The sequence below is a fragment of the Pseudomonas sp. FW300-N2F2 genome (assembly GCF_017351655.1).
In the GTDB taxonomy this organism is placed as follows: Bacteria; Pseudomonadota; Gammaproteobacteria; order Pseudomonadales; family Pseudomonadaceae; genus Aquipseudomonas; species Aquipseudomonas fluorescens_AA.
In genome coordinates, this window is the sequence record NZ_JACNDQ010000002.1 from 304832 (window position 1) to 323741 (window position 18910).

16 protein-coding genes, 4 tRNA genes and 1 pseudogene are annotated in these 18910 nt (G+C 59.1%); 12 read left to right on the forward strand and 9 right to left on the reverse strand.

Annotated features, from left to right (window positions below; all coding sequences use genetic code 11):
• The first annotated feature begins 39 nt into the window (after window positions 1–39).
• The gene (locus tag J4E63_RS16035; protein ID WP_060741180.1) at window positions 40–1077 is read left to right on the forward strand and encodes an AI-2E family transporter; all 1038 of its coding nucleotides are present in this window, start codon (window positions 40–42) and stop codon (window positions 1075–1077) included.
• Window positions 1078–1172: 95 nt separating this feature from the next.
• On the opposite strand, the gene xopAW is transcribed toward J4E63_RS16035, so the two are convergent.
• The 3 genes from xopAW to J4E63_RS16050 all read right to left on the reverse strand — a co-directional run bounded on the left by xopAW (window position 1173) and on the right by J4E63_RS16050 (window position 4049).
• The gene (gene xopAW, locus J4E63_RS16040; protein WP_192261630.1) at window positions 1173–2015 is read right to left on the reverse strand and encodes a XopAW family type III secretion system calcium-binding effector; all 843 of its coding nucleotides are present in this window, start codon (window positions 2013–2015) and stop codon (window positions 1173–1175) included.
• Window positions 2016–2250: 235 nt separating this feature from the next.
• Complete coding sequence (locus J4E63_RS16045) at window positions 2251–3294, reverse strand: cell wall metabolism sensor histidine kinase WalK (RefSeq protein WP_060741182.1); 1044 nt, start codon at window positions 3292–3294, stop codon at window positions 2251–2253.
• Window positions 3294–4049, reverse strand: coding sequence for a response regulator (locus J4E63_RS16050; protein ID WP_207282638.1), 756 nt, complete (start codon window positions 4047–4049; stop codon window positions 3294–3296). Before J4E63_RS16050 ends, J4E63_RS16045 begins: the two co-directional genes overlap by 1 nt.
• 290 nt (window positions 4050–4339) lie before the next feature.
• On the opposite strand from J4E63_RS16050, the gene pyrF reads away from it, so the two are divergent.
• Window positions 4340–5038: an orotidine-5'-phosphate decarboxylase gene (gene pyrF / locus J4E63_RS16055; protein WP_060741184.1), complete on the forward strand. Its 699-nt coding sequence runs from the start codon at window positions 4340–4342 to the stop codon at window positions 5036–5038.
• A 120-nt stretch (window positions 5039–5158) separates the two neighbouring features.
• Here the strand turns inward: pyrF and J4E63_RS16060 are convergent, their stop codons facing one another.
• Complete coding sequence (locus J4E63_RS16060; RefSeq protein WP_207282639.1) at window positions 5159–6163, reverse strand: NADP-dependent oxidoreductase; 1005 nt, start codon at window positions 6161–6163, stop codon at window positions 5159–5161.
• A 224-nt stretch (window positions 6164–6387) separates the two neighbouring features.
• On the opposite strand from J4E63_RS16060, the gene J4E63_RS16065 reads away from it, so the two are divergent.
• The 4 genes and pseudogenes from J4E63_RS16065 to J4E63_RS31295 all read left to right on the forward strand — a co-directional run bounded on the left by J4E63_RS16065 (window position 6388) and on the right by J4E63_RS31295 (window position 10822).
• A complete protein-coding gene (locus tag J4E63_RS16065) occupies window positions 6388–7149 on the forward strand; it encodes an SDR family oxidoreductase (protein ID WP_207282640.1) in 762 nt (253 codons plus the stop codon).
• A 206-nt stretch (window positions 7150–7355) separates the two neighbouring features.
• Complete coding sequence (locus J4E63_RS16070) at window positions 7356–8744, forward strand: PLP-dependent aminotransferase family protein (RefSeq protein ID WP_207282641.1); 1389 nt, start codon at window positions 7356–7358, stop codon at window positions 8742–8744.
• A 992-nt stretch (window positions 8745–9736) separates the two neighbouring features.
• Window positions 9737–9913, forward strand: a pseudogene (locus J4E63_RS31290) (HAMP domain-containing protein); the annotation flags it as partial.
• Window positions 9914–10117: 204 nt separating this feature from the next.
• Window positions 10118–10822, forward strand: a complete 705-nt coding sequence (locus J4E63_RS31295) for a methyl-accepting chemotaxis protein (RefSeq protein ID WP_371914243.1) — start codon at window positions 10118–10120, stop codon at window positions 10820–10822.
• 196 nt (window positions 10823–11018) lie between these two features.
• Here J4E63_RS31295 and J4E63_RS16080 read toward each other — a convergent pair whose 3' ends face one another.
• Entirely contained in the window at window positions 11019–11777 is a 759-nt protein-coding gene (locus J4E63_RS16080) for a hypothetical protein (RefSeq protein WP_192261637.1), read from the reverse strand.
• A gap of 372 nt (window positions 11778–12149) precedes the next feature.
• On the opposite strand from J4E63_RS16080, the gene J4E63_RS16085 reads away from it, so the two are divergent.
• The 5 genes from J4E63_RS16085 to J4E63_RS16105 all read left to right on the forward strand — a co-directional run bounded on the left by J4E63_RS16085 (window position 12150) and on the right by J4E63_RS16105 (window position 13446).
• Window positions 12150–12225, forward strand: a tRNA-Glu gene (locus J4E63_RS16085).
• 2 nt (window positions 12226–12227) lie between these two features.
• A tRNA-Gly gene (locus tag J4E63_RS16090) sits at window positions 12228–12303 on the forward strand.
• A gap of 105 nt (window positions 12304–12408) precedes the next feature.
• Window positions 12409–12484: transfer RNA gene (locus J4E63_RS16095), tRNA-Glu, on the forward strand.
• Between the two features lie 3 nt (window positions 12485–12487).
• Window positions 12488–12563 (forward strand) — tRNA-Gly (locus J4E63_RS16100).
• A 250-nt stretch (window positions 12564–12813) separates the two neighbouring features.
• A complete protein-coding gene (locus J4E63_RS16105) occupies window positions 12814–13446 on the forward strand; it encodes a LysE family translocator (protein WP_192261638.1) in 633 nt (210 codons plus the stop codon).
• Window positions 13447–13457: 11 nt separating this feature from the next.
• Here the strand turns inward: J4E63_RS16105 and J4E63_RS16110 are convergent, their stop codons facing one another.
• The 4 genes from J4E63_RS16110 to J4E63_RS16125 form a co-directional block, all read right to left on the reverse strand.
• Window positions 13458–14714 (reverse strand): PLP-dependent aminotransferase family protein, encoded by a 1257-nt coding sequence (locus tag J4E63_RS16110; protein ID WP_207282643.1) that lies wholly within the window; start codon window positions 14712–14714, stop codon window positions 13458–13460.
• 60 nt (window positions 14715–14774) lie between these two features.
• Window positions 14775–15920 (reverse strand): PLP-dependent aspartate aminotransferase family protein, encoded by a 1146-nt coding sequence (locus J4E63_RS16115; RefSeq protein ID WP_207282644.1) that lies wholly within the window; start codon window positions 15918–15920, stop codon window positions 14775–14777.
• Window positions 15917–17401 carry an AmmeMemoRadiSam system radical SAM enzyme gene (amrS, locus tag J4E63_RS16120; RefSeq protein ID WP_092168422.1) on the reverse strand — a complete coding sequence of 495 codons (1485 nt, stop codon included), beginning with the start codon at window positions 17399–17401 and terminating at the stop codon, window positions 15917–15919. The genes J4E63_RS16115 and amrS overlap by 4 nt, the downstream gene beginning before the upstream one ends.
• 102 nt (window positions 17402–17503) lie before the next feature.
• Complete coding sequence (locus tag J4E63_RS16125) at window positions 17504–18217, reverse strand: YitT family protein (RefSeq protein WP_207282645.1); 714 nt, start codon at window positions 18215–18217, stop codon at window positions 17504–17506.
• A 198-nt stretch (window positions 18218–18415) separates the two neighbouring features.
• Here J4E63_RS16125 and J4E63_RS16130 point away from each other — a divergent pair, with 198 nt between their 5' ends.
• Entirely contained in the window at window positions 18416–18847 is a 432-nt protein-coding gene (locus J4E63_RS16130) for an Lrp/AsnC family transcriptional regulator (protein WP_060741195.1), read from the forward strand.
• The last annotated feature ends 63 nt before the right edge of the window (window positions 18848–18910 follow it).

The following is an 18910-nucleotide window of genomic DNA, read 5'->3' on the forward strand; positions in this document are numbered from 1 at the left end:
ACCCGTGCCCCGGCCCTGTTCATTTTTTCGAGACCCTACATGCTCAATAACGATCGGCTGTTGGTGCAGATCCTGCTTCTGGTGTTGTTCGGTGCAAGCCTCTGGGTCATGGCGCCGTTCTGGTCGGCGCTGTTCTGGGGCGCGGTGCTGGCGTTCGCCAGCTGGCCGTTGATGCGCCTGCTGACCCGCTGGGTCAATGGTCGCGAATCCCTGGCGGCGGCGTTACTGACGGTGGGCTGGATGCTGTTGGTGGCGGTGCCGTTGGTGTGGTTGGGTTTCAACCTGGCCGACCATGTGCGCGATGCCACCGCGTTCATCAGGGACGTCCAAGTCGATGGCCTGCCCGAAGCTCCTGACTGGCTTGCCGCTATTCCCTTGGTGGGCGGGCGGCTGGTGGGCATCTGGAACAGCATCGATCAGCAGGGCGCGGCCATGATGGTGTCCATCAAGCCGTACCTGGGGCAGGTCGGCAACTGGCTGTTGGCGCGCAGTGCGCAGATTGGCGGCGGCATACTCGAACTGACCCTGAGTATTGTGTTCGTGTTCTTTTTCTATCGCGACGGCCCGCGTCTGGCGGCGTTCGTCCATGGCTTGCTGGAACGTCTGATCGGCGACCGTGCCGGTTACTACATCGAACTGGTGGCCGGTACAGTGCAGCGGGTGGTCAACGGCGTGATCGGCACCGCAGCGGCCCAGGCCGTGCTGGCGCTGATCGGCTTCCTGATCGCCGGGGTGCCGGGGGCGCTGGTACTGGGGATCGTCACATTCCTGCTGAGCCTGATCCCCATGGGGCCACCCCTGGTCTGGATCCCCGCCACGGCATGGCTGGTGTGGAAGGGTGAATACGGGATGGCGGTGTTCCTCGGCATCTGGGGCACATTCATCATCAGTGGCGTGGACAACGTGCTCAAACCCTACCTGATCAGCCGTGGCGGAAACCTGCCCCTGGTCATCGTGTTGCTGGGGGTATTCGGCGGGTTGATCGCCTTCGGTTTCATCGGCCTGTTCATCGGCCCGACCCTGTTGGCGGTGGCCTACAGCCTGTTGACGGACTGGAGCAAGAGCCAGGCGCGATAGCTTGAATACCAAGCACCTGTGGCGGGGGAGATTGCCGTGGCGAGGGGATAAATCCCCTCGCCACAAGTGAGTTTCAATCCAGGCTTGCCGGTGAATCAGGTCGCCACGTTCAGGTGTTTCCCCACCGTCGCGACGTTATCCAGCGAGTATTGCCGGCTGAGGTTGGCGATCATTCTGTTCAACGCTTCGCTGCCATTGGCCTGTCCGCTGGTGCTGTCGCTACGGCGGCCGGCCTGCAAGGCGTCGTTGAACTCGTCGCTGTCGACCCCGCCGCTGCTGTCGCTGTCGAGGGCTTCCATCAGCATCGCGCTGGTGTCGGTGCTCGTGGACGTACCGTTGCTGGCCTGCAAGGCGCTGCTCAGTTCGCTGGCGGTGACAGTGGCGTCACCATCGGTGTCGAGCTGGCTGAACAGTTCGTCACTGGACGCCTGTTGCGGTGGGGGAGGCGGTGGCGCGAGGCTGGCGGCCAGTTCATCAAGGCTGACGGTGCCGTCCTCGTTCTTGTCCAGGGCCGAGAACACTTGCTGGCTGTCGGCACTGCTGCCGGCGCTGGCCAGGCCGCTGCTCAACTCGTCGCTGCTGACCACGCCATCACCGTCGGCGTCCAGCGCGCTGAGCAGCGCGTCGGCCAGTTCGGTATTCGGCGCCTGGTCCCGTGGCGGTGGAGGTGGCGGCGCCATCGCGGCCATTTCCTCGCTGCTCAGGTCACCGCTGCCATCACTGTCCAGGTCGCCAAAATTGTCGCTCAAGCTGACCAGGATGCCGTCGTCGCTTTTTTGCGACAGGGCGCTGCTCAACTCTTCCTGATTGACCGAGCCGTCGCCGTCACTGTCGAGCTTGCTGAGCAGTTCCTTTTGAAACTGCTGGCTGCGGGCACTGCTGGTTGCGGTACTGCTGGTGCTGGTATAGGTCGAGTAACTGCTGACGCTACCGATCATGGGCGCTCTCCTTGGGCTGGAATAGCCGGTGGGTGCACCGGCTTATGCAGCCTCGGCGGGGCAGTTGTCGTGGGTGTGTGGAGTTTGTACCGGTGGGTGTACAAACTCAGTCCCGGCGCAGTGTCGAGTGTGGGAGCGGGCTTGCTCGCGAATGCGGTATGTCATCCAAGCTTGTATCGACTGAACCACCGCATTCGCGAGCAAGCCCGCTCCCACAGGGGGACATCGGTGGGATTCAGGTGCGAGGCAGGCTGATCACCGCCGTCAACCCACCCCCCGGCGTTTCTTCCAGGCTCAACTGCCCGCCCAGGCGTTCGGTGGCTTCCCGGGCGATGGTCATGCCCAGGCCGACACCGCCAGAGTTGCGATTGCGCGAGCCTTCCAGGCGGAAAAAGGGCTCGAACACCGCCTCGCGTTTGTCCGCCGCAATACCGGGGCCGTGGTCGATGACCCGGATCAATACCTGATGCTGCTGGTCTTGCAGGGCAATCAAGGCATGGCCGGCGTAGCGCAGGGCGTTGTCGATGAGGTTGTTGAGGCACGAGCGCAGTGCCATGGGTTGCACCTGCAGTGGGGCGCAGGCGCCGCTGACCTGCACATCGGCGCCCTGGTCCTGGGCGTTTTCGCTCAATGATTCCACCAGGGCCTGCACGTCCATCCATTGCAGCGCTTCACTGGTGCGCTGTTCGTGCAAGTACGTCAGGGTGGCATCGAGCATGTCGATCATGTCGTCCAGGTCCTGGCGCATCTGGCCTTGCAGCTTGATGTCATCGATCTGTTCCAGGCGCAGCTTGAGCCGCGAGAGCGGCGTGCGCAGATCGTGGGACACCGCGCCGAGCATGCGCGAACGCTGCTGCACCTGCTCGCGGATCCGTTGCTGCATCAGGTTGAACGTATGGGCTGCCTGCCGTGCCTCACGGGGCCCGTTTTCATCCAGCGGCGGGCTGTCGAGGTTTTCGCTCAGGCGCTCGGCGGCATCGCTCAGGCGTTGGATCGGTCGGGTCAGGAGCTTGGCGCCGTACCAGGCCGCGATGATCAGGAACACGAATTGAAAGGTCAGTGGCACCACCGGGCCGCCGAACCAGGGACGCGGACGGCGGTTGGGGGGCGGGCCGAAGCGCTGGGGCCCTTCGCCTTGTTGGCTCATTCCTGGCGGTGGCCCGGGGGGCGGCTGGTCGTAATGGAAAAACCAGGCAAAGGCCAACAGATGCGCCAGGACAATCGCCAGTAGCAGCACGCCAAACAGGCGGCCAAACAGAGAGTCCAGGCGCAGTCGCATCAACCGATGTCCCGGGCGTCGAACAAGTAGCCCTCACCGCGTACGGTCTTGATCAGTTGGGGGGCCTTGGGATCGTCGCCCAGCTTCTGGCGCAGGCGCGATACCAGCAAGTCGATGCTGCGGTCGAACGCTTCGATGGAGCGGCCGCGAGCCGCGTCCAGCAGTTGTTCGCGGCTGAGCACCCGGCGCGGCCGTTCGATGAAGACCCACAACAGGCGAAACTCGGCATTGGACAGTGGCACCACCAGCCCGTCGACCGAGATCAGTTGGCGCAGCACGCTGTTGAGCCGCCAGTTGTCAAAACGGATATTGGCCCGCTGCTCGGTACGGTCGTCACGTACCCGGCGCAGGATTGTCTGGATACGCGCCACCAGTTCCCTGGGTTCGAACGGCTTGGCCATGTAGTCATCGGCGCCCAGTTCCAGGCCGATGATGCGGTCGGTGGGCTCGCAGCGGGCGGTGAGCATCAGGATCGGAATGTCCGATTCGGCGCGCAACCAGCGACACAACTGCAAACCGTCTTCACCCGGCAGCATCAGGTCGAGCACGATCACGTCGAAGTGCTCGGCCTGCATCGCCTGGCGCATGGCCGCGCCATCGGTGACGCCGCTGGCCCGTATGCTGAAACGGGCCAGGTAATCGATCAGCAGCTCGCGGATCGGCACGTCGTCGTCGACGATCAGCGCGCGGGTACTCCAGCGCTTGTCGTCGCACACTTTTGGATCGTCAGAATTTGCAACAGGGGTGTTCTGCATGGATGCATCATCTGCCAGGTAGGCTGCCAACCGCAAAGAAGGCGGCGAGGTAGAGGCTTCAGCATAGGCGTCGTGCCGCGAGGCGTGAAGCGCTGAAAGAGCGGGTTGCGGCGGCGGACGGTAGCGTGTCGACGTGTTGTACGCATGTCATGAGTGTATCGGCTTCGACACAAAGGCCGCTATTGTCCATGCTGCTGGGGGGGCGATGAGATTTACCGATCATCGGGTCCCGCACGGGCGCTCGTTCCGCTACAATGCGCGCCGATTTCGACTTGCCTGAGAGCCCGCTCATGTCCGCCTGCCAGACGCCCATTATCGTCGCCCTGGATTTCCCCACCCGTGACGCCGCCCTGAAGCTGGCCGACCAGTTGGACCCCACGCTTTGCCGGGTCAAAGTCGGCAAGGAACTGTTCACCAGTTGCGCTTCGGAAATTGTCGGGACCCTGCGTGACAAGGGTTTCGAAGTGTTCCTGGACCTGAAGTTCCACGACATTCCCAACACCACCGCCATGGCGGTCAAGGCGGCTGCGGAGATGGGCGTATGGATGGTCAACGTGCATTGCTCCGGTGGCCTGCGCATGATGGCGGCCTGCCGTGAAGTGCTGGATCAGCGCAGCGGCCCGAAACCGTTGCTGATTGGCGTGACCGTGCTGACCAGCATGGAGCGCGAGGACCTGGCCGGGATCGGCCTGGACATCGAGCCTCAGGAGCAGGTGCTGCGGTTGGCGGCGCTGGCGCAGAAGGCCGGCCTGGACGGTCTGGTCTGTTCGGCCCTGGAAGCTGGCGCCCTGAAAGCGGCCCACCCGTCGTTGCAACTGGTGACCCCGGGGATTCGTCCGGCGGGCAGCGCCCAGGACGACCAGCGTCGCATCCTGACCCCGCGTCAGGCGCTGGACGCCGGTTCCGACTACCTGGTGATCGGTCGCCCGATCAGCCAGGCCGCCGATCCGGCCCAGGCACTGGCGGCGGTCGTGGCCGAACTGGCCTGATCCAACCCTGAAGGGCCCTTGTGGGAGCGAGCTTGCTCGCGATAGCGGTATGTCAGTCAATAGCAATGTTGACTGACAGGGCCTCATCGCGAGCAAGCCCGCTCCCACAGTTGTTTTGTGTCAGACCTTGAGTACGAGTTTCCCGAAGTTCTCCCCGCTGAACAATTTGGTCAGCGTCTCGGGAAAGGTCTCCAGCCCTTCCACAATGTCTTCCTTGCTCTTGAGCTGCCCCTTGGCCATCCAGCCGGCCATTTCCTGCCCGGCGGCGGCGAACTGCGCGGCGTGGTCCATCACCACGAAACCTTCCATGCGGGCCCGGTTGACCAGCAGTGACAGGTAGTTGGCGGGGCCCTTCACCGCTTCCTTGTTGTTGTACTGGCTAATGGCACCGCAAATCACCACGCGGGCCTTGAGGTTCAGGCGGCTGAGCACGGCATCCAGGATGTCGCCCCCGACGTTGTCGAAATACACATCCACGCCTTTGGGGCATTCGCGCTTGAGGCCGGTGTGGACGTCTTCGTTCTTGTAGTCGATGGCGCCGTCGAAGCCCAATTCATCGACCAGGAATTTGCATTTGTCGGCACCGCCAGCGATGCCCACCACACGACAGCCTTTGATCTTGGCAATCTGCCCGGCGATGCTCCCCACCGCACCGGCGGCGCCCGACAGCACCACGGTCTCGCCGGCCTTGGGCGCGCCGACGTCCAACAGGGCGAAATAAGCGGTCATGCCGGTCATGCCCAGGGCGGACAAATAACGTGGCAGCGGTGCCAGTTTCGGATCGACTTTGTAGAAACCCCTTGGCTCGCCGAGGAAATAATCCTGCACACCCAGGGCACCGTTGACGTAGTCCCCGACCGCGAACCCCGGGTTGTTCGAGGCAATCACTTGGCCGACACCCAGCGCCCGCATCACGTCACCGATGCCCACCGGTGGGATGTAGGACTTGCCCTCGTTCATCCAGCCGCGCATGGCCGGGTCCAGGGACAAGTATTCGTTCTTCACCAGGATCTGGCCGGCTGCCGGCTCGCCCACCGGTACTTGCTGATAGGTGAAAGTCTCGCGGGTCGCGGCGCCTACCGGGCGTTTGGCGAGCAGGAACTGGCGATTGGTCTGGGCAGTCATGGTTGGCACTCAAGATGAATGAAGACTTGTTGATAGACCTTCGAGGCGGTTGCCGCAAGGTTCGCCGCCTCAGCGAATGCACTTCGATCCAACCCAGTGATAGTGCCTCCAGGGCCGTTATCACTGGCGCCCATGAACGTCCAACCGGCATCTGGATAGTGCTGCCGTGCCGCGTCAGGCTGTGGCTACACTGGCGCGACCCCGCATTCTTCGAGGAACAGACAATGAGCATGACGTTTTCCGGGCAGGTCGCCGTGGTAACCGGCGGCGCCGCAGGCATTGGCCGTGCCACGGCCCAGGCGTTCGCGGCAGAGGGCCTGAAAGTGGTCGTGGCCGACCTGGACGTGGCGGGCGGCGAGCGTACGGTGCAGTCGATTCGCGATGCGGGCGGCGAAGCGGTATTCGTACGCTGCAACGTGACGCTGGAAAGCGATGTGCAGCACCTGATGGACGAGGTGATCAAGACCTATGGGCGCCTTGACTACGCCTTCAACAACGCCGGGATCGAGATCGAGAAGGGCAAGTTGGCCGACGGTACCCTCGACGAGTTCGACGCGATCATGGGCGTCAATGTGAAGGGCGTCTGGTTGTGCATGAAGTACCAGTTGCCCTTGCTGCTGGCCCAGGGCGGCGGGGCCATCGTCAACACGGCCTCGGTGGCCGGCCTGGGCGCTGCGCCGAAGATGAGCATCTATGCCGCTTCCAAGCACGCTGTGATCGGCCTGACCAAATCGGCTGCCATCGAATACGCCAAGAAGAAGATCCGCGTGAATGCGGTCTGTCCGGCGGTGATCGACACCGACATGTTCCGTCGTGCCTATGAGGCGGATCCGAAAAAGGGCGAGTTCGCCAATGCCATGCACCCGGTGGGGCGTATCGGCAAGGTCGAGGAAATCGCCAGCGCTGTGCTCTATTTGTGCAGCGATGGTGCGGCGTTCACCACCGGCCATTCCCTGGCGGTGGACGGCGGCGTCACGGCGTTCTGAGGACGTTTCCCTGAGCTTGTAGGAAGAAGCCCGCACTGGTTGCGGGCTTTTTCTTTGGGCTGGGGAAACATCCCCGGAGCGGCCTATCAATGTGTTTCAAAGGGTGAGAATCGGCGGTTTTGGCGACGTTGTCGTACATCGTTCGCGGGTGGCCTGTGCTTAACTGTTTCCGGAAATAAAACAAACGCTTAGGAGTTTGGTTACTCATGGAGTTGAGAATCGACCGGCAGGCCTTGGTGCCTGTCGTGCAGCAAATCGTCGACGCACTGACCGGCTGGATCCGACAGGATGCGGTGCAACCGGGGACTCGCCTGCCGTCCGTGCGCCAACTGGCGCGGCAGAACCTGCTCAGCCAGTCCAGCGTCAATGAAGCGTGTGAACGCCTGGTTGCCCAAGGCCTGTTGGCGTCCCGGCATGGCTCCAGCTTTTTTGTCGCGCCAGCCCCCACATCCGGGCAGGCGTGCATCGATCCGGATCGGCGGCAGGATATGCCCGCCGAGGGCGGTGATCCCCCGTCCTGGGCGTTGAAGCTGGGGTGTGGCGGGTTGCCCGAGAGCTGGCGTGAAAGCGATGACCTGGGTTATGCGATCCGGCAGGTCACTCGCACCGACATGGCGGGGTTGTTCAACTACAGCACCTCGCTGGGGCTGCCCGCCCTGCGTGAGCAGCTGTCCAGGCGCCTGAAGCAATTCAATATCGAGGCCGATAAAGACCTGATCCTGACCACCACCGGGGCGACCCATGGGCTGGACCTGATCGTGCGGACACTGTTGCAGCCAGGCGCCTGCGTGGTGGTGGAGAGCCCTGGCTATTCAAGCCTGTTCGACCTGCTCAGGTTGCACAAGATCGACATGATCGAACTGCCCAGGACCCCTCGCGGCCCGGACGTCGATGTGTTGCAAGACTTGTTGGCGACACACCGGCCCAGTGCGCTGTTCGTCAACAGTGCCTGTCACAACCCGACCGGCAGCAACCTGGCACCGGCCGTGGCCCAGCGGTTGTTGCAACTGACGAAGCAACACGCTGTGCTGGTGATCGAAGACGATGCCTATGGCGACTTCCAGAACTCGGCGCGAACCCGGTTGGCAGCGCTGGATGCCGACGTGGTCTACGTGGGCAGTTTCTCGAAGACCCTGAGCAGTTCGTTGCGCGTCGGTTTCGTGGTGGCCGGGCCGTCCATCATCGCGCGGCTGAGCGAGGTCAAGGGCATCACCAGCATGGGTGGGTCGCGGTTCTGTGAGTCGGTGCTTGCCAACCTCCTGGCCAATGGGGCCTATCGCAAACTGGTCCAGCGCCAGCGCCAGCGTTTGGGCGTCGATACGGCGGCGTTGTTGCAGGTATTGGAGGATGCCGACTGGGAGGTCTTTGGCAAACCGGCCGGCGGGCTTTTCATTTGGGCAAGACCGCCAATCAGTGACTACGCTGGATTACAGCGTCTGGCCAAGCGGTTCGGCGTGTCGTTGTCCTCACCCACGGCCTTCAGCCCTTCGGGTACCGACAGCGACTGGCTACGGATCAACGTGGCCTATGCCCGTGATCCCCGGGCGCTGGGCTTTTTCCGGGCCGCGGCTCTGGATCGACCTCAAGTGTCCTGAAAACGACGCGGCTGTAGCTTTTTGCCATTATTCCGACGCCAGCATCTTGTGTTGCAGGGCGTCTCGTTGCGAATCTGCAATCAACACACACTGGCAGAGGACTGAGCGCAATGATTTCGGCCGTGCAAGGACGTTTTGCCAACCTGGGTATGGCAAAAAAACTGGGTATCGGATTTGTCCTGGTGCTGCTGTTGACCGCTGTGGTCGCGGCCATCGGCGTCTGGTCCCTGCAGACCATCAGCTATCGCTTCGATGGCCTGAAACAGATGTCGTCCCTCAACAGCGGGTTGCTCAAGGTCCGGCTGCTGGAGCAGGAGTACGCCTCCCGTTCCGACCCCAAGACGGCCGATGCCCTGCGCCAGGGTGTCGACGGGCTGCTGGCCCTGGCGAACGAGCTCAAGGCGCAGTCGCCTGCCAACGTGCCGGTGATGAACGACGTCGAGCAGGCGCTGGGGGCCTATCGCAAGGCATTCGACGAGTTTGTCGGGTTGAGCCAGAGCAAGGACCTGGCGCTGGAAATGGCCAGTTGGTCGGTGTCCAGCGTGGCCAACAACCTCGATGTGTTGCAGGCCGGGCTGGCGGATGACGGCACCTATACCTTGAAAGACTCCGAAGGCAAGGAAGGGGCCGAGTTCATCGAGCAGGCCAACCAGATCAGCGAAGTGTCGCGGTTGATGTTGCAGGCCATGAACGAAGCGCGGGTCCGTTTGGACCAGAGCCGCAAAGGCAATGTCGAGGGCGCCGGAGAAGGCAGCATCGAACAGGCCGAGCAGGCCATGAAACAGGCCGAAGCGCTCAAGACCACGGTCAAGGACCCGGGTTACCAGACCGTGCTTAATGAAGTGGCCGGGCACATCGTCGGGTTCAACGAGCAATTGGCCGAGTACACCGGCCTGTTGGCGAAGGAAAAAGTCGTCTACCAGCAACTGCACGAGCGTGCCGACCAAGTGGTGGCGCGGGTCGACCAGGCCTTCAGTGCCGAAGACCAGACCATGCAGACCGAACTGAAGAAGAATTCGCTGCTGATCATCGGTTCGTCGGCCTTGGCGTTGCTGGTGGGGTTGATCGCGGCGTGGGTCATCACCCGGCTGATCGTGACGCCGCTGCGCAGTGTCATTCGCGTTGCCCAGCGGATCGCGGCGGGTGACTTGAGCGCCACGGTGGAAGTGACGCGTCGGGACGAGATTGGCCAGTTGATGCAGGCGATGCAACAGATGGGCGCAGGGCTGAGCAGTATCGTCAGCGGCTTGCAGGCCGGGATCGAGCAGTTGGCCAATTCGGCGCAGTCGCTGTCGGCTGTGACCGAGCAGACCAACCTGGAAGTCAGCAGCCAGAAAGAGGAAACCGAGCAGGTCGCCACGGCCATGAACCAGATGACGGCCACCGTGCACGATGTGGCGCGCAATGCCGAAGAAGCGGCACAAGCGGCCCAGACTGCCGACGACAAGGTCGAAAGCGGGCAGCAGGTGGTGCGCCAGAGCATGGTGCGCATCGAGCAACTGGCCGATTCGGCCACGTCGGCCAGTTCCAGCATCGAAAGTCTCAGCGCCGAGATCCAGAACATCGGCACGGTGCTGAGTGTGATCAAGAGCGTGGCCGAGCAAACCAACCTGTTGGCCCTCAATGCCGCTATCGAGGCGGCCCGTGCCGGGGAGCAGGGCAGGGGCTTTGCGGTCGTGGCCGATGAGGTGCGGGCCCTGGCCAGGCGCACGCAACAGTCCACCGAGGAAATCGAGCGACTGGTGAGCGCCTTGCGTTCAGCGGCCCAGGCTTCCGTGCAGCAGATCCAGAGCAGTGGCGAGTTGGTGAAGATGGCGGTCAGCGACGCACTGCAGACCGAGAGCGCGTTGGGCAGCATTGCGGCGGCGGTGTCGTTGATCCAGCAGATGAACCAACAGATCGCCGCGGCAGCCGAGCAGCAGAGCTCGGTGGCCGAAGAGATCAACCGCAGTGTCACCAGCATTCGCGCCAGCGCTGATCAATCGTCCCTGGCGATGCGCGGCAATGCCGCTTCCAGCATCGAGCTGGCGCAGTTGGGGGTTGAGTTGAAAGGGATGGTGGGGCATTTCAAGTTGTGAGTCCGCGATAGCGGATCCAACATGCCAACAGTTTTGCCTGCCTGGCGGTGTACGGGCATAGCTTACAGCCCCGTGGCGAGGGAGCTTGCTCCCGCTGGGCTGCGAAGCAGACCCAGGATTCGCGGGAGCGCTGTGCACTCCAGCGGGAGCAAGTTCCCTCGCCACAGAAACTCCACCCGCACAGGGTGGAGCCTTATCAGTCGTAGACCTTCTTCTTCTTCCACTCGTCGTTTATTTCGTCGTCCTTCAAGCCTTCGGTCAACTGGTTGACCTCGCCCTCGACCGGCTGGGTGCTGGCCAGGACCTGGGCATTGGCGCGGGCCAGGAGTTTCTCCAGGTAGGCCAGTTGTTCGGCGTAGACCTGTGGTTCCTGTTGCTTGCGCAGGTACTGCACGCCGCGCTCGAAGGCCAGGCGAGCCTGCCCGGGTTGTTCTTGCTGCAAGGCCTGCTGGCCGAGGTTGTTGAAGAACTCGATGTGCAGCAGCACCAGGATGTGCCGCACTTCACGGATCCAGCGCTTGGCTTCGTTGGGCGGCAGGAAGCCGTCCTGGGCGGCGCGGGTGATCTGGCCATGCAAGGCCTCGAGCAGGAAGCGAACGTCCTTGGCCTTGGCTTCGGTCTGGATCGGTGCCGGTGGATTGCTCACCGGGATCGATTCACCCTGGGCAACCAGTGCGCTCAGTTCATCCAGGCGTGCCTTGACCGCGGAATTGGTTTTATCCAGGTTCAGCAGGCGCTGGCAGACATTCATCTCGAGGCGCGTTATCAACAACTTCAGGGCAGGGGTCATCAACTGCCCGGGGAAGGTTTCGGTGAGCTCGCCACAGCGACGCATGCGGTCGTTGAGTTCTACCTTGGTGCGGGCCTTTTCCAGCTTGTTGTTTTCCACCACGTGGTTCATGTAGCCAATGGCGATCAACAGGGCGATCCCGGCTACGACGAGCAGGGTGATCATGAGTGGTGTCACCGGTAAGACCTCTTTATTAGGGTACGCATGTCATGAGTGTAGTGGCTTGGCTTTTAAGCGCATAGGCCCGAGCGACGTGATTAGACGGGCGTCGTGCTGTTTATAGGACGCATGATCGGGTAGGAGCACATTGCCATCATTTGCTGGGCGCGACTATAGCGTCTCGGCGGGCGACAGAATATAGGCGTCAGAGACCGGACGAGCAAAATGTGCGGATCGCCCCCCAAACCGGGCGAAGTCATTGATTTAAATAAATTTATATCTGGGGGTTGACGACCCTTCAATCCATCCATAGAATGCGCGCCACTTACAGCGTAAAGCACTCAGCCAAACGCTCTAAGCAGTGAATGTTGTACGTGTGTCCCCTTCGTCTAGTGGCCTAGGACACCGCCCTTTCACGGCGGTAACAGGGGTTCGAGTCCCCTAGGGGACGCCAATGCGGGAATAGCTCAGTTGGTAGAGCACGACCTTGCCAAGGTCGGGGTCGCGAGTTCGAGTCTCGTTTCCCGCTCCAATTTTAAACAGTGTTGCTTTCGGGCAGTGCTGAGTGAAGCCAGAGCCGACATCTTCGGATGCGGATTTGGGCACTGAAATACACACCATGTGTTTCAGTTAGCGTGTCCCCTTCGTCTAGTGGCCTAGGACACCGCCCTTTCACGGCGGTAACAGGGGTTCGAGTCCCCTAGGGGACGCCATTTGCGGGAATAGCTCAGTTGGTAGAGCACGACCTTGCCAAGGTCGGGGTCGCGAGTTCGAGTCTCGTTTCCCGCTCCAAATTCAAAAAAACGCCGCTCATTCGAGCGGCGTTTTTTTATGCGCGTGAAAAGGTCATTCAGCGCGCATAGATCTTTAACCAACGATTTTCGTTGTCTGAGGGGGCTTGCTGCGCTTTACCTTAATAATGAAGGTGAGGCGGAAGTACTTCATGCAAAACTTAAGGTAAAACGCTCAGGAAGATTAATAGTTCATTCCTAAAAAAAAGCACTTCTCCTAACCTTCCAGTACCCATTCTGGAGGTGCACTTATGCTGATTTTTGTTAAATCGATGGTCATTGGGCTGTGCATTGCAGCCCCTGTGGGGCCTATTGGGCTGTTGTGCATACAGCGAAGCCTCATGCTGGGCTGGAGAGCCGGTTTCGCAACGGGATTGGGGGCCGCCACTGCCGATTCGATCTACGGATTCATCGGGGCCCTCGGGGTCACGGCCATCATCGCGACGCTGATCAGCTTCAAACCTTGGTTGTGTATTTTTGGTGGACTATTCCTCGCCTACATTGGCTATCAGACAATACGATCGAAGGGTGGCGCGACCGCCATGGCAGGTGAGCGTGCCAACATGTTCAAAGCCTACTCGACCACGCTGTTCCTGACCCTGTCGAACCCCATGACCATCTTGTCGTTTATCGCGATTTTTGCCGCGTTGAGCGATGGCATGGCCAGCGACCAAGGCGGCCAGCACGCCTTGCTGCCGATGGTGACCGGTATATTCCTGGGCTCGGCTGCCTGGTGGCTGGGCTTGAGCGGGTTCTCCTCCATTTTCAAGGCGCGGATTGCCGAATCGAAGCTAAGGCTGATCAACTACTTTTCGGGGGCGACCATCACCGTTCTGGGGGCCTACCAGGTCGCCACTGGCGTCATGCTGGCTACGGCAACCTGATAAAAGAGGTCTTACTGCAGTCTGGACTCGACATACGCCCTGAAGCGGCCTATGGCTTGGGTGACGTCTGGGGCGGTGGCATTGCTGAATGAAAGCCTGACCTGATTAGCCGCCTCATTCGTCAGCGAAAATAAGGTGGTGGGGAATACGATCACCTTGAACTGCTGGGCGCATTCGCGCATTTCACAATACCCAAAGGCGAAAGGCAGCCGCAGATTGATGAAGAAGCCGCCTGTCGGATGATTCCAGCTGACCGTTCTTTGGGCGCCGACCTTGAGCGGGAATTCACGTTCGAGGCATTCAAGCATGTGGTCTCTTTTCTGCGTATAGGACAGCACCCTGGGTTGGTTCAGCCCTTTCAGCGAGTGGTTGTTCTCGATCAGCAAACCGGCGACGACCGCTTGGCACAGGGCAGGGGTGTTGACGGTGATCAGGCTTTTGGCCTTGCACAATCGGGCACTGAATGACATGACACCGGCGCCCTCCGGCGCGACCACATAACCCATGCGCAAGCCGGGAAAAATCGACTTGGCAAAGGAGCCCAGCAAGAATACTCGACTGCTGTCGATGGACTTCATGGACGCAATGGCATCGCCTTCGTACCTGAAGTAGCGGTAGGCCGTGTCTTCAAGGACGAAAAAATTCTTTTCATTGGCCAAGGAAAGCATGGCTGTCCTGGCGTGATAGGAGAGGCTGTCGGCGGTCGGATTGCTAAAATCCGGAACGGCATACAGTGCTTTGATTTTTTCCCCTCTGGATTCAAGTTCTTCAATGATTCCGCGCAGGGCGATTGGGTCGAGAAAAGCCGCCATGGGGACGGGGACTATTTTTATGCCCAGCAGTTTTGCGATGCCTGTGACCCCGGAAAACACCGGGTCAGGCACTAATAAAAGCCCACCGCCTTCAAAAATCGACAGGAGCGTCAAGGTACAGGCTTCCTGAAACCCCAGGCACACCACGATGCTTTCAGGGTTGGAGACTGTTATCCCTTCATCCGCCTGCAAATAGGTGGCGATTGTTTCATTGATGATTCCCGAGGTTTTTCCATATTGGCAAAGCAGTGTCGCCAGTGACTGCCCCGTGCCGGCAACGTGAAGTTTGTATTGGGCCAGGCCTCGGTCGATGAGCGACGGGTCGCACTGCTGGTCATCGGGTCGACCGGAGGCCAGTGAAATGGCCTCCGGATTTTCCTGGGCGATGGAGTTCAGAAGGTGGATGACGTTCAGGGTGGGGTCTTCGAATATCGTGTTTTCGAATGCGCTGGACACTTTCGCTTCTCCATAAAAAAAGCAACGAGCCACTGAAGGCTCGTTGCTTGTGATGACACGCTATGCAGGATCGAGTGAGCTTTTCTGATCGACCTTGCTTTCCATGGTTTCGAATGCCTGTAGCAGGTCCTCCTTGAGGTCTTCAATATCCTCCAGGCCAAAGCACAATCGAACCAGGCCTTTCTCGATGCCCATGTCCGCTTTTTCCTGATCCGTCATCGAGGCGTGGCTGCCACTGAAGGGCTGGGCGACCATCGAGGTCACGCAGGCCATTCCGGTGCCGGTGCCAAACCATTTGAGCGCGCCGGTGAACGTTTTGTAAAAGGGCACCAGATCGGGCCGAATATCAACAAACACAATGCCGCCATAACCGGTCAATTGCCGACCATCGATGCGTGGGTAATAGACATGCTCGATAAAAGGCAACTCGCGCAGATAGTTGAGCATGCTTGCTGTCGTCTGGCTGTGTCTTTCCATGCGCAGATTGAACGTCTGCATGCTTCTGCGCAGCAACCAGGCGCTATTGGGGGTGAGTATCGTGCCTGAATAAAAGCGACCCTCAAGGAGACGGTTGTAAATCGTTTCATTGTTGACCAGCACCAGGCCGCCCATGACATCACTGTGTCCTGAGAAGTATTTGGTGGCGCTGTACAGGGATATGTCGGCGCCAAAATTCAACGGCTTCTGAAATATCGGCGTGGCCCAGGTATTGTCAACGACCACCAGCGCCTGCGGGTTGTGTTGCTTGACGGCCCTGCTGACCGCATGGATATCAATGTCTTTCAGGAAGGGATTGGTCGGTGTTTCGAAAATGACCATGTCGACGTTCGCCGGCAAGGCCTTCAGCCCCTCTGCCGTGGTGAGATCCAGAATCGTCAGGTGTGCGCCGATACGTGCCGCATAGCGCTGGAACAATTTATAGGAGCAGCCATAGATGTATTTGTTGATGACCAGCGAAGCACCCGGTTTCAACAGTTCCAACACCATATAGATCGCGCTCATCCCGGTGCTGTAGGCCAGGGCATGCTCACTGCCCTCCAGGGACGCGACGACCTGTTCCAATTCCGTCACGTTGGGATTGGCTTTCCTGGAATAGAAGAAGGCCGAGTCAGCGTTGAAAGCGCTGCACTGATAAATAGGCGTTACTGAAGGGTGGGCGTCCCGGGCATCCACCTTGATATGAAGTATTTCAGTAGACACTTTCATGCTTGGCTGACCAGTTTGATGACCTGTTCATACATGTTTTGCTTACCCTCGTAACCCACGGTCGGGGTGATGTCATTTTGCGAAATACCAATCTCTTCAATCGATTCTGTCGGGAAGTGGGCCCTGTCGAAGACTTCATGAAGGTTCGAGTTCACGCCGTTGGGAAGCCAGACCTCAGGGCCTGTTTCATCGATGCGAGCCTTGGCAACGATGAATCGATAGCTTTCATGGGGGCGCAAGGTCAGTGATTTCCAATCGCTGTTGTGCCCGTCCGTATAATTGCGTCGCAGGTAGACGGTCTGTTCGAAGTCTTCGGTATTCAGCACTTGGGCGTGCAGCGACACAATGTCTCCGTGCCACTCGAACTTTCGCTTCTCGTAGGCGCTCAACGCGTCCTCGCGCAACTCGACAGGGGCGTTCGCCTGGTGTTCACCCAGCAATTTGAAATGCGCATCATGTCCGCACTGAGAGCAGCATCCTTTGCTGTCCAGTCCGATGATTTCAGCGTTCAAGCCATAACGGGTGACGAGCAGGGCGTTACAGTGGTTGCAACTGGTATTGGTCCCTTCGACGTCATTCACGTTACCCAGGTAGACATGCTCAACGCCCATGCTCCGAGCAACGTCCCGAGCCTTCAGGAGCCTGTCCACAGGCGTACGGATGCTGTTGCTCATCTTGTAATCGGGGTGAAACCTGACGAAGTGCAGCGGTACGTTCGGGCCCAGTTCATCCAGGACCCACTGGCTGATTTTCCTGGCCGTTTCCTCGTCGTCGCTGATGTCGGTCACCATCAAGGTGCTGACCTCGACATATTTGCCGGCGTCATAGACTTTCTTGATACCCGCCAGGACGGGCTCTACCCAGCCGGTGGTGACCTTGCGGTAGTATTCCGGGGAGATGGATTTCAGCGAAATCGAGAAAATATCGATGACCGGCAGTAACTCATCAATGGCCTCTTCGCTGATGAAGAATGCCGATTTATAGAGGTTGATCAGGCCGGCTTCCTTGGCCAGCTTCGCTGTGTCGAGGATGAATTCGTGCCAGACAACGGGGTCGTTATACGTCCAGGAAATGACGCGTATGCCGTGCTTGAGTGCGGTTTCCACCACCTGTTCGGGGGTGTAGTAGTAAACGTCCTTGTCGGTGACGTACTTGGCCTGGGATGTCTTCCAGTTATGACAGTAACCGCAGTTGAGCATGCAGCCGATATTACCCAGGGACAAGATTCGCTCCCCCGGGGCAAAGTGGAAAACGGCTTCGGTTTCGATTGTCTCTTCGGTGCTGTGAACGCCTTTACCGTAGTTTAATGTAACGAGCCTGCCCCCACGGTTTCCGCGCACTTTGCAAAAACCTAACTTGCCTTCCTGGATAACACAGTTGCGCGGGGAAAGATGACACTTCACAGCGCCCCCGGGGAGTATTTCTTCCAGTTTTGCCGGGCTGCTTTCCAAGGTCCAGTTTTTATTTTTTGTAGTGTCCATCTTTCACTCCTCATCACGGAAGTTGCCATCAATAGCATCGGTTTAAAAAGTCGAGGCGAAACGATCCTGCCGCCCTGTAGGGCAGTCATAGTTGTAGATTTATTAGTAAGCGGATGAAGCGCTCATCAATCCATAGTTTTTAAGTGCAAAGCGCTTGGCATTCATGTTCATGAACGGTTGAATAAGCGGGCCGATCACCAGCAGAAATGCAATCGTGCCGATACCGAAGGGCCCGCCTAAAAGCCAACCGCTCGAAAAGATGCCGATTTCAATAATCATTTTGGCTTTGGTGAACGACCAGTTCCATTTGGATACCATGGTCAATACCACCAGGTCCATGATCCTGATGCCGATACCGCTCATGATGATCAAGGCGGAGGAATAGGCACACAGCATCAGCCCCGAGGCCAGTAACGCGTACTCATTCATTCTGACGATCAAATACTCCCCGAGCCCCAGCCACGACCAGAGATCAATCAGCAGCCCAGTCAGCGTCGTTGTAATGAAGGGACTTATCGGTGGGTATTTTTTGTTCCAGAGCATCCACCATGTCAGAAAAAACAGCGACACGATAGCCGAGCAAACGCCCATGCCCAGCATGAGTATTTTATCGATCGAGATGATCAGGACATCTAATGGGTCAGTACCCAGTTGGCTGATGATGAAACACTTGGCACCCAACGAAAAGAAACCGACGCCCATCAGGTACATCAGTAACTGATCTTTCTTGAAATGCCGGAGACTTAGGACTTGCGTGCCAATGTGCTGGACGAGCGGGTGAGGTTTTTTTTCACACTTTTTCTTTTCATCTTCCATGCGAACACCATCCCTGGAGAGAATATTTTATTATGAGTGCGTCACGCTAAAGAGCAGGGCCGTTGATTGCCCGGATTCTTTTCAGGTTTTTCAGGCTGGAAATAGACTAGCGCCATGCTTTATTTTGGTGCATGCTTTTTTTAATGAAAAACGCGGGCTTTTCATTAAAATTTATACTTTTAACCGGGGAAAACGCACATGGATCGTATAGACGTCAAAATCCTGGGTAAGGTACAGGACTGTGGTCGCATTTCCATCACAGAGCTTTCCAAGCACGCGGGGCTTTCTATTCCTGCCACCAATGACAGGTTGCGCAAACTTGAAGACTCCGGGGTCATCAAGGGTTATTGCGCTCAGTTAGATCCAACCAAGCTGGGGTATGGCATATCGGCTGTCGTCGGCATCACCACCCTCAAGCCGGCGAAAGCCAAATTGATAGCGACACTCACCGACATACCCGAAGTCGTCGAGTGCCTGCACATCACGGGGAATGACTCCTATCTGATCCGCATCTACGCCAGGTCCATGGCTGAGATCGAGGACATTATTGCGAAAATCAATGCGTACGGTGAGACCCGGACCAGCATTGTCCTGTCCATTCCTATCGAGAGAAGAAAACTCGCCCCGTGAGTCAGGGCGCCTGTCAGGCAGGGGCGGGGAGTCGATCGACGAGGTCGCTCCCCGGCCATGGGC